Here is a 9,840-nt window from a genome sequence, read left to right as displayed (position 1 = left end):
CCCGCGGCCCGATACCGGCCGGTAGGGCGTCGTTCGCTCAGCGGACACTCAAATCCGGATAACGAATACGTCACCAAACTGTTCTTACTGGTCCTCTTGAGTGGCTTTTACCCCCTTTTTCATGTGGTCTGCGCCACATTTGCCCTCCTCGATCACTGTTTCCCCCGTGATAAATCTTCACGACCACCCGGGGACGCCACCCCTGTTCCCGGGGGCGCTTTGACCGGCTGACCGCCGGTAGCACTCCATCCATATCCGGGGGGATCAGGACCTGATCCGCAGCCAGACGCAGTCGGCGCGGAACAGCATGGAGAAAGGCGCACCACCATGACCTCAGTGCAGGTCGACAAGCAGCACGACGGCAGTGAGGCCGCGGACTCCGCCGACGGCGAGGGTTATCACCGGGCACTCGGCGCCCGCCAGATCCAGATGATCGCGATCGGCGGCGCCATCGGCACGGGCCTCTTCCTGGGCGCGGGCAAGGGCATCTCCAAGGCGGGGCCCAGCCTGATCCTCGCGTACGCCATCGCGGGCCTCGTCATCTTCTTCATCATGCGGGCGCTCGGCGAGCTCCTCATGTACCGGCCCGTGTCCGGCTCCTTCTCGGAGTACGCACGGGAGTTCATCGGCCCCTTCGCGGGCTTCGTGACCGGCTGGACGTACTGGCTCTTCTGGGTCGTCACCGGCATCACCGAAGTGACCGCCGCGTCCGAGTACATGCAGTACTGGACCAAGAACACCGACGGCATCCTCGATCAGCCGCAATGGGTCTTCGCCCTGATCTTCACGGTCGTCCTGTTCCTCGCGAACCTGATCTCCGTCAAGCTCTTCGGCGAGCTCGAGTTCTGGTTCTCGATGGTCAAGGTCACCGCGATCGTCGGCATGATCCTCATCTGTGCCGGCATCCTCACCATCGGCTTCTCCGACGCCGGTGACACCGCCTCGATGACCCTGCTCTGGTCCGAGGGCGGCTTCTTCCCCAAGGGCATCGGCTCCACCCTGATGACCCTGCAGATGGTCATGTTCGCCTTCCTCGCCGTCGAGCTGGTCGGCGTCACGGCGGGCGAGTCCAAGGACCCGAAGACCGTCCTGCCCAAGGCCATCAACACCGTGCCGTGGCGTATCGCCGTCTTCTACGTCGGCGCGCTGATCATGATCCTGTCGGTCGTCCCGTGGACCCACTTCCAGCCGGGCGTCTCCCCGTTCGTCGCGGCCTTCGAGAAGATGGGCCTCGGCGTCGGCGCCGCGATCGTGAACTTCGTCGTCCTGACGGCCGCGCTCTCCTCCTGCAACTCGGGCATGTACTCCACCGGCCGCATGCTGCGCGACCTCGCGCTCAACGGCCAGGGCCCGAAGTTCTTCACCAAGCTCACCAAGAACGGTCTGCCGCTGGTCGGCACGTCCTTCTCCGCCGGGCTGATGATGGTCGGCGTCTGGATCAACTACCAGTGGCCCGGCGACGCGTTCAACTACGTCGTCTCCTTCGCCACCATCTCCGGCATGTGGGCCTGGATCATGATCCTGGTCTGCCAGGTCCGCTTCCGCCTCAAGGCCGACCGCGGCGAGCTGCCCCAGTCGTCCTTCAAGGCGCCGGGCGGCATCTGGTGCAGCCTCTTCGCCCTCGCCTTCATCGGCATGGTCATCGTGCTGATGGGCATCGACAAGGACGCGCGGATCTCGCTCTACTGCGCGCCGCTGTGGGGCCTCGTCCTCGCGGTCGCCTACCTGGTCCTGAAGTCCCGCAACCCGGAGGGCGCGGCCTTCGCCAAGCGCTCGTAACCCGGTCTGTCCAGCATTCGGGCCGTCCCGTACCACTCCTCGGTACGGGACGGCCCCTTTGCTTATCCTGTCCGACATGCTGACCATCACCCGGGCCCTGTACGACCAGATCGTGGAGCACTCCCGCGCGGACCACCCCGACGAGGCCTGCGGCGTGGTCGCGGGTCCTGTCGGCAGCGGCCGCCCGGAGCGGTTCATCCCGATGCTGAACGCCGCGCGCTCGCCCACGTTCTACGAGTTCGACTCCGCCGACCTCCTGAAGCTCTACCGCGAGATGGACGACCGGGACGAGGAGCCCGTGATCATCTACCACTCGCACACCGCCACCGAGGCCTACCCGTCCCGTACCGACATCTCGTACGCCAACGAGCCCGGCGCGCACTACGTCCTGGTCTCCACCGCCGACACCGACGGCGCGGGCCCCTTCCAGTTCCGCTCCTACACGATCGTCGAGGGCGTCGTGACCGAGGAGGACGTGAAGGTCGTCGAGGAGTACGACGTCTGAGACACTGACGCGACCATCAGGGCGGCAGGACCCAGGAAGCCGGTGCGAATCCGGCACGGTCCCGCCACTGTGTCCGGCCCCTCCGGGGCCGGAAGCCAGGAACTGACCTGCCGCCTCTCACCACCGACTGGGGACGTGGAAATCCCCGGAGGAGGCTCGTCCGCCATGACCTGGCGCCGCCGTACCCTGCTGCCCGCCGCCGCCCTCGTCCCGCTGCTCGCCGCCTGCGCGGCACCCGCGGAGAAGGGCGCCCCCGCCGCCAAGGCCGCACCGGGGTTCCCGTACACCGTCGCCAACTGCGGTGTGAAGACGACGTACCAGGCCCCGCCGCAGCGGGCCGTCACCATGAACCAGCACGTCACCGAGGTCATGCTCGCCCTCGGCCTGGAGAAGTCCCTCGTCGGCACGGCCTACCTCGACGACCGGATCCTCCCCGCGTACAAGAAGGCGTACGACGCGGTGCCGGTGCTCGCGAAGGAGTACCCCTCCAAGGAGGCCCTGCTCGCCGCGAACCCCGACTTCGTCTACGGCGGTTACTCCAGCGCCTTCGACGCCAAGGCCGGACGGAGCCGGGACGACCTGAAGGCCGCGGGGGTCGACAGCCGCCTCAACATGGAGTACTGCCCCTCCGGCTCCTCCTCCCTCGCCGACCTCTACCGGGAGGTCGACGAGGTGGCCCGGACCTTCGGCGTCCCCGACCGCGGCACACGCTGGACGGCCGAGGCGAGGAAGACGGTCGCGGCGACCGAGAAGAAGGTGGACGGGGTCGCCCCCGTCTCGGTCTTCGTCTACGACAGCGGCGACAAGACGGCGTTCACCGCCGGAGGCAAGGGCATCGGCAACGAGCTCATCACCCGGGCGGGGGGACGGAACGTCTTCGCCGACCTCGACAAGCCCTTCGGCGACGCGACGTGGGAGCAGGTCGTCGCCCGCAAGCCGGACGTGATCGTCATCTACGACTACGGCTCCACGACCGTGGAACAGAAGAAGAAGCGCCTCCTGGAGGACCCGGCCCTCAAGGACGTCCCGGCGGTCAAGAACCGCCGCTTCGCCGTGCTGCCGCTCTCCGACGCGGTCCTCGGCGTCCGCGTCCCGGCGGCGATCGAGAAGCTCGCGACCCAGCTCCACCCGACCCGATGACGGCCACCCCGCTCCCGGACACCGGAGCGGAACCGGGCGCGACACCGAAGAGAGCGGCCGCGCCCGGTCCGGCTCCCGGGGACCCGGCCCCGGCGGTTCCGGCTCCGGCGGTTCCAGCCCCGGTCGCCACGACGGCCGGCGGGCGGGCCGGGTCCGGGCGGTACCTGCTCGTTCTCGGCGGACTCGTCGTCGCCCTCGCGGTCGCCGTCGTCGCCGGGGTCGCCCTCGGGTCCGTGCGGATCCCCGTGGGCGACGTCGTCGAGATCCTCACCGGACGCGCCGCCCCCTCCCCGTACCGCACGATCGTGTTCGACGTCCGGCTCCCGCGCGTGCTCCTCGGCGCGATCGTCGGCGCCGGGCTCGCCGTCGTCGGCGCCGTCCTCCAGGCCCTGGTCCGCAACCGGCTCGCCGACCCCTTCCTCCTCGGGATCTCCTCCGGCGCGTCCACCGGTGCCGTCCTCGTCCTGGTCCTCGGCATCGGCGGCGGGATCACGACCACCGTCGCCATGCCCGCGGGAGCCTTCGCCGGCGCCCTGCTCGCCCTGGTCCTCGTCTACACGCTCGCCCGCCACGGCTCCACGATGACCGGCTCCCGGCTCGTCCTCGCCGGTGTCGCCGTCTCGTACATCCTCGCCGCGCTGACCACCCTGCTCCTCGTCCTCGCGGGCCGCCCCGAACACTTCCAGGAGGCGATGTTCTGGTCCCTCGGCGGCCTCGGCAGCGCCCGCTGGGACGTGCTCGCCCTGCCCGCCGCCGTCCTCGTCCTCGGCGTCGCCGCCCTGCTCATCCTCGCCCGCCCCCTCGACCTGCTCCTCGTCGGCGAGGAGGGCGCGACCGTCCTCGGCCTCGACACCGCCCGCTTCCGCGCCGCCGTCTTCGTCCTGGCCTCCCTCGTCACCGCCGTCATGGTCTCCGTCAGCGGAGCCGTCGGCTTCGTCGGCCTGATGGTCCCGCACGCCGCCCGGATGGCCGTCGGCGCGCCGCACCGCCGCCTCCTGCCGGTCGCCGCGCTCGGCGGCGCGCTCGCCCTGGTCCTGGCCGACCTCGCCGCCCGTACCGTCGCCGCGCCCCAGGACATCCCCGTCGGCGTCCTCACCGCCCTGACCGGCGGCCCGTTCTTCCTCTGGCTCATGCGCCGCCGCGCGGAAGGGAGCCCGGTATGACCGAACTGCGCCTCCAGGGACTCTCGTACGGGACACGGCTGCGCGACGCCGACCTCACCGCCCGTCCCGGCGAGACCGTCGGGCTCGTCGGCCCCAACGGCAGCGGCAAGACCACTCTCCTGCGCTGCGTCTACGGCACCCTCACCCCCACCTCGGGCCGCGCCCTCCTCGACGGCGACGACCTGGCCGCCCTCGGCCCCAAGGCGCGCGCCCGCCGGATCGCGACCGTCCCCCAGGACGGCGCCACCGAGTTCGAGCTGACCGTCCGCGAACTCGTCGCCCTCGGCCGCTCCCCGCACAAGCGCTTCTGGGAGGGCGACGACGCCTCCGACCGGACCCGCGCCGACGCCGCCCTCGCCCGCGTCGGCATCGCCGAGCTGGCCGACCGGCCGTACCCCACCCTCTCCGGCGGCGAACGCCAGCGCGCCCTCGTCGCCCGCGCCCTCGTCCAGGAGCCGGCGCTGCTCGTCCTGGACGAGCCCACCAACCACCTCGACATCCGCTACCAGCTCGAAGTCCTGCGCCTCGTACGCGACTTGGGCACCACCAACCTGCTCGCGCTGCACGACCTCAACCTCGCCGCCGCCTACTGCGACCGCCTCTACGTCCTGGAGCGCGGCCGCGTGGTCGCCGAAGGCGCGCCCGCGGACGTTCTGACGCCGACGCTGTTCAGGGCGGTGTACGGGGTGGAAGCCGAGGTCATCCCGCATCCGAGGACCGGTACGCCGACCGTCTTCTACCTGCCGGGTCCGCCAGTCGAGCGCGAACCGTCCGTCATGTGAGATCACATTCCGAAACCCGGACCGGGAATCGATACGATGACCGCATGGTTTCCCACGACGTGAGCGAAGTGACGACGCCGGGCAGCGCGCTGCTCGTGGCGCGGCTGCACGTCGACCTGTGCCGTTTCGCCAGCGCGATGTGAGCGGGTGTGCCCGCGGCGCACCCCAGCACCACCCCGCGCGGGGGCCGACAGCCGCGCGCCTTCCACGCCACTCCCGACTCCCGAAACAGGAGCCCACGCCATGGCCATCGAGGTCCGCATCCCGACCATCCTCCGCACCTACACCGACGGCGAGAAGGCCGTCCAGGGCAGCGGTGCGACGCTCGCCGAGCTCTTCGCCGACCTGGAGACGCGCCACGCCGGAATCGAGGCCCGCATCGTGGACAACGGCCAGCTGCGCCGCTTCGTCAACGTGTACCTCAACGACGAGGACGTCCGCTTCCTCGACGGCATCGACACCAAGCTCACCGACGGCGACAACGTCACGATCCTGCCGGCCGTGGCCGGCGGCATGGTCTGATCCACATGCGTTACGACTCCCCGCTCGCGGCGGTCGGCAACACGCCCCTGGTCCGCCTGCCCCGGCTCTCCCCGTCGGACGACGTCCGCATCTGGGCCAAGCTGGAGGACCGCAACCCCACCGGCTCGGTCAAGGACCGCCCCGCGCTCCACATGATCGAGCAGGCCGAGAAGGACGGCCGGCTCACCCCCGGCTGCACCATCCTGGAGCCGACCAGCGGCAACACCGGGATCTCGCTGGCGATGGCGGCGAAGCTCAAGGGCTACCGCATGGTCTGCGTCATGCCGGAGAACACCAGCGAGGAGCGTCGCCAGCTGCTCGCCATGTGGGGCGCCGAGATCATCTCGTCCCCCGCCGCCGGCGGGTCGAACACGGCCGTACGGGTCGCCAAGGAGATCGCCACGGAGAACCCCTCCTGGGTGATGCTCTACCAGTACGGCAACCCGGACAACGCGGGCGCCCACTACGCCACCACGGGCCCCGAGATCCTCGCGGACCTGCCCTCCGTCACCCACTTCGTGGCGGGCCTGGGCACCACCGGCACCCTCATGGGCGTCGGCCGCTACCTGCGCGAGCACAAGCCCGACGTCAAGATCGTCGCCGCGGAGCCGCGGTACGACGACCTCGTGTACGGGCTGCGGAACCTGGACGAGGGCTTCGTGCCCGAGCTGTACGACGCCTCGGTCCTCACCACCCGCTTCTCGGTCGGCTCGGCCGACGCGGTCACCCGCACCCGGGAACTCCTCCAGCAGGAGGGCATCTTCGCCGGCGTCTCCACGGGCGCGGCGCTCCACGCGGCGATCGGCGTCGGCCAGAAGGCGCTGAAGGCGGGCGAGAGCGCCGACATCGCCTTCGTCGTGGCGGACGGCGGCTGGAAGTACCTCTCGACGGGCCTCTACACGGCGGCGACGACCGAAGAGGCGATCGAGACGGTCCAGGGCCAGCTCTGGGCGTGAGCGTCACCTGCGAGACCGCCGCATGACCGTCAGGCGAGATGGCGGACCCGGTCCCATACGGTCGGGTCCGCCGCTCCCACTCTGCGGCGGAACTCCCACACCGGGACCTCCCGCAGCTCGTCCGTCTCCAGGAAGCTCGGCCGCCCCTGCGCGTCGCCCACCGAGCCCGGCGGCAGCGCGATCACGGCCGGCCGCTCGTCGTGGTACTTGCTCGTGATCTTGGCGACGAGGACGCGGTCGCCCCGCAGCGAGAGCACCAGACACGGCCTGTCCTTGGACCCGGGCCCGTCCTCGTAGGGCACATCGGCCCACCAGATCTCGCCCGCCCGGGGGAGCCGCGCGGGCGCCTTCCCGGGCGCACTCGGCCGTACGGGTGGCCGCGCCGGCGGGCGGGTACGGCCACCGGACGGGCGCGTCCGGCCACCGGGCCGCCGGTCGGGCCGCCGCGCCGAGCGCTTCCGGCCGTCCGCCACCGCCGCGACCAGCGCGATCACCACGACCGCGACGAGCGCCGGCCACCAGGACGTGTCCATACCGCACGACGCTACCGGTCGCCCGCACCTCGCGCTCTCCCGCCCCAGGTCCATCCGAACCGGTGACAGAGCCCGTGAGTTCGCCCACAACGGGCCGCCACGGAGGAGCGACGGCGGGCACCGCGCCTTACGCTCGACGCATCGCAAGACCTCCCCCGTCGCTCTCCGCCCTCGGAGGTTCACGCTCCATGAAGCTCACCGTCGTCGGCTGCTCCGGGTCGTTCCCGTCCGCGGACTCGGCCTGTTCGAGCTACCTCGTAGAGGCCGACGGCTTCCGGCTGCTCCTCGACATGGGCAATGGAGCCCTCGGCGAGCTGCAGCGCCACATCGGTCTGTACGACCTCGACGCCATCTTCCTCAGCCACCTCCACGCCGACCACTGCATCGACATGTGCGGATACTTCGTCGCCCGCTACTACCGCCACGACGGCGGCCGCTGCGAAGCGATCCCGGTCTTCGCCCCGGAGGGCGCCGAACAGCGCCTGACCACGGCGTACGCCGACACTCCCTCGGACAAGTCGATGAGCGAGGTCTTCGACTTCCGCACGCTGAAGTCCGAAGCCTTCGAGCTGGGTCCGTTCTCCGTCCGTACGGAGAAGGTGTGCCACCCGGTGGAGGCGTACGGCATCAGGGTCGAGCACGGCGGCCGGACGCTCACGTACTCCGGTGACACGGGGGTCTGCGAGTCCCTGCACCAACTCGCGGACGGTGCGGACCTCTTCCTGTGCGAGGCGTCCTTCACGCACGGCAAGGAGGACATCCCGGCCCTCCACCTCAACGGCCGCGAGGCGGGCGCGGAGGCGACCCGCTCCTCGGTGGGCCGGCTGGTGCTCACGCACATCCCGCCGTGGACGGACGGCCGGCAGAACCTGGCGGACGCGCGGGCGGTCTACGACGGGCCGTCGGAGCTGGCGTACGCGGGCGCGGTCTACGAGGTCTGAGGCGCCCGTGCTCCTCCGGCAGCCTTCCGGACGTACGTACGGGAAAGGCCCCGGAACCGTGGTTCGGTTCCGGGGCCTTTCCGTCGTTCGGGTGAGACTCACGCCTTGGTGAGGTCCTCGATCTCCTCGTCGGGCTCGCGGCCCGGGGTCGGGAGGTTGAACTTGGTGATCGCGAAGCGGAAGACGACGTAGTAGATCGCCGCGAAGACGAGGCCGATCGGGATGATCATCCAGGGCTTGGTCGCGAGGTTCCAGTTCAGCAGGTAGTCGATGCCGCCTGCGGAGAAGGTGAAGCCCGCGTGGACACCGAAGGCCCAGGTGACGGCCATCGATATGGCGGTCAGGACCGCGTGGATCACGTACAGCACCGGCGCGATGAACATGAAGGTGAACTCGATCGGCTCCGTGATACCGGTGACGAAGGAGGTCAGCGCGAGCGAGACCATCATGCCCATCACGGCCTTGCGGCGCTCGGGGCGAGCGGCGTGGGCGATGGCGATCGCGGCGGCCGGGAGGCCGAACATCATGATCGGGAAGAAGCCGGACATGAAGATTCCGGCGCTCGGGTCACCGGCGAAGAAGCGGTTGAGGTCACCGTGGACGACCTCGCCTGCGGCGTTGGTGAAGTCACCGATCTGGAACCAGGAGACGGTGTTCACGAACTGGTGCATGCCGACCGGGATCAGCGCGCGGTTGATGAGGCCGAAGAGGCCGGCGCCGACGGAGCCGAGACCGGTCATCCACTCGCCGAAGCTGGAGATGCCGTTGCCGATGGGCTCCCAGACCAGGCCGAAGACGACACCGACCAGGGTGCCGACGAAGGCCATGATGATCGGGACGAGACGGCGGCCGTTGAAGAAGCCGAGCCAGTCGACCAGCTTGGTGCGGTGGAACTTCTGCCACAGGACGGCGGAGATCAGTCCCATGATGATGCCGCCGAGCACGCCCGGGTTGTTGTACGTCGCGGCGACGTCGACACCCTTGTTGGCGGTGGTGTTGACGACGGCCTCGGTGACCGGGAACGCCTTGAGGACGTTGTTGTAGACCAGGAAGCCCACGAGGGCGGCCAGGGCGGTGGAGCCGTCGGCCTTCTTGGCGAAGCCGATGGCCACGCCTATGCAGAACAGCAGGGGCAGGTTCGAGAAGACTGCGTCACCGGCCGTGGCGAACACGGAGGCGACCTTGTCCCATCCGAGGCCGTCCTTGCCGAAGACGTCGGGCTGGCCGAGACGGAGCAAGATACCCGCGGCCGGCAGAACGGCGATCGGCAGCTGCAGGCTGCGACCGACCTTCTGCAGGCCCTGGAACAGGCCGGATCCGCGCTTCTTCGCGGGAGCGGCGGCCTGGGCGGTGGCCGTACTCATCAACTTCCTCCAGTAAGGCAAGGCGCCGCCAGAGGACATGAAAAGGGGGTGACGGCGACGTCTCGTGGAACGCGGTGGACTGGACCGCGTGGTCTACACCAATGAGTGGTGTAGACCAGTTTTAGCACGTGAGACTTAGATAAGGAACCTGCGAA

General features: G+C 69.8%; 11 protein-coding genes and 1 riboswitch. Of the genes, 9 read left to right on the top strand and 2 right to left on the bottom strand.

Annotated elements, in window-relative coordinates:
- Nucleotides 1-327 precede the first annotated feature (327 nt).
- The 8 genes from ACZ3OF_RS26515 (at nt 328) to ACZ3OF_RS26480 (ending at nt 6,847) form a co-directional block, all read left to right on the top strand.
- Complete coding sequence (locus tag ACZ3OF_RS26515) at nt 328-1,779, top strand: amino acid permease (protein ID WP_361673693.1); 1,452 nt, start codon at nt 328-330, stop codon at nt 1,777-1,779.
- A gap of 76 nt (nt 1,780-1,855) precedes the next feature.
- Entirely contained in the window at nt 1,856-2,284 is a 429-nt protein-coding gene (locus ACZ3OF_RS26510) for a M67 family metallopeptidase (RefSeq protein WP_361673691.1), read from the top strand.
- Between the two features lie 7 nt (nt 2,285-2,291).
- A riboswitch (adenosylcobalamin (AdoCbl) riboswitch) is annotated at nt 2,292-2,441 on the top strand.
- An 8-nt stretch (nt 2,442-2,449) separates the two neighbouring features.
- Nucleotides 2,450-3,424, top strand: a complete 975-nt coding sequence (locus ACZ3OF_RS26505) for an ABC transporter substrate-binding protein (protein ID WP_361673689.1) — start codon at nt 2,450-2,452, stop codon at nt 3,422-3,424.
- Nucleotides 3,421-4,587, top strand: coding sequence for a FecCD family ABC transporter permease (locus tag ACZ3OF_RS26500; RefSeq protein ID WP_467307189.1), 1,167 nt, complete (start codon nt 3,421-3,423; stop codon nt 4,585-4,587). The genes ACZ3OF_RS26505 and ACZ3OF_RS26500 overlap by 4 nt, the downstream gene beginning before the upstream one ends.
- Nucleotides 4,584-5,369 carry an ABC transporter ATP-binding protein gene (locus ACZ3OF_RS26495; protein ID WP_361673685.1) on the top strand — a complete coding sequence of 262 codons (786 nt, stop codon included), beginning with the start codon at nt 4,584-4,586 and terminating at the stop codon, nt 5,367-5,369. The genes ACZ3OF_RS26500 and ACZ3OF_RS26495 overlap by 4 nt, the downstream gene beginning before the upstream one ends.
- A 44-nt stretch (nt 5,370-5,413) precedes the next feature.
- Nucleotides 5,414-5,512 carry a putative leader peptide gene (locus ACZ3OF_RS26490; protein ID WP_352187453.1) on the top strand — a complete coding sequence of 33 codons (99 nt, stop codon included), beginning with the start codon at nt 5,414-5,416 and terminating at the stop codon, nt 5,510-5,512.
- A 100-nt stretch (nt 5,513-5,612) separates the two neighbouring features.
- Entirely contained in the window at nt 5,613-5,891 is a 279-nt protein-coding gene (locus ACZ3OF_RS26485; RefSeq protein ID WP_361439507.1) for a MoaD/ThiS family protein, read from the top strand.
- A gap of 5 nt (nt 5,892-5,896) precedes the next feature.
- The gene (locus ACZ3OF_RS26480; protein ID WP_361673683.1) at nt 5,897-6,847 is read left to right on the top strand and encodes a PLP-dependent cysteine synthase family protein; all 951 of its coding nucleotides are present in this window, start codon (nt 5,897-5,899) and stop codon (nt 6,845-6,847) included.
- 29 nt (nt 6,848-6,876) lie between these two features.
- Here ACZ3OF_RS26480 and ACZ3OF_RS26475 read toward each other — a convergent pair whose 3' ends face one another.
- Entirely contained in the window at nt 6,877-7,380 is a 504-nt protein-coding gene (locus tag ACZ3OF_RS26475) for a type II toxin-antitoxin system PemK/MazF family toxin (protein ID WP_467307185.1), read from the bottom strand.
- 188 nt (nt 7,381-7,568) lie between these two features.
- On the opposite strand from ACZ3OF_RS26475, the gene ACZ3OF_RS26470 reads away from it, so the two are divergent.
- The gene (locus ACZ3OF_RS26470; protein ID WP_467307183.1) at nt 7,569-8,321 is read left to right on the top strand and encodes an MBL fold metallo-hydrolase; all 753 of its coding nucleotides are present in this window, start codon (nt 7,569-7,571) and stop codon (nt 8,319-8,321) included.
- Nucleotides 8,322-8,419: 98 nt separating this feature from the next.
- On the opposite strand, the gene ACZ3OF_RS26465 is transcribed toward ACZ3OF_RS26470, so the two are convergent.
- On the bottom strand, nt 8,420-9,685 hold the full coding sequence (locus ACZ3OF_RS26465; protein WP_361673677.1) for a PTS transporter subunit EIIC: 1,266 nt from the start codon (nt 9,683-9,685) through the stop codon (nt 8,420-8,422).
- Between the last annotated feature and the right edge of the window lie 155 nt (nt 9,686-9,840).

Source organism: Streptomyces sp. NPDC022552, from assembly GCF_055561875.1.
This window is presented reverse-complemented; position numbering and strand designations above follow the sequence as displayed.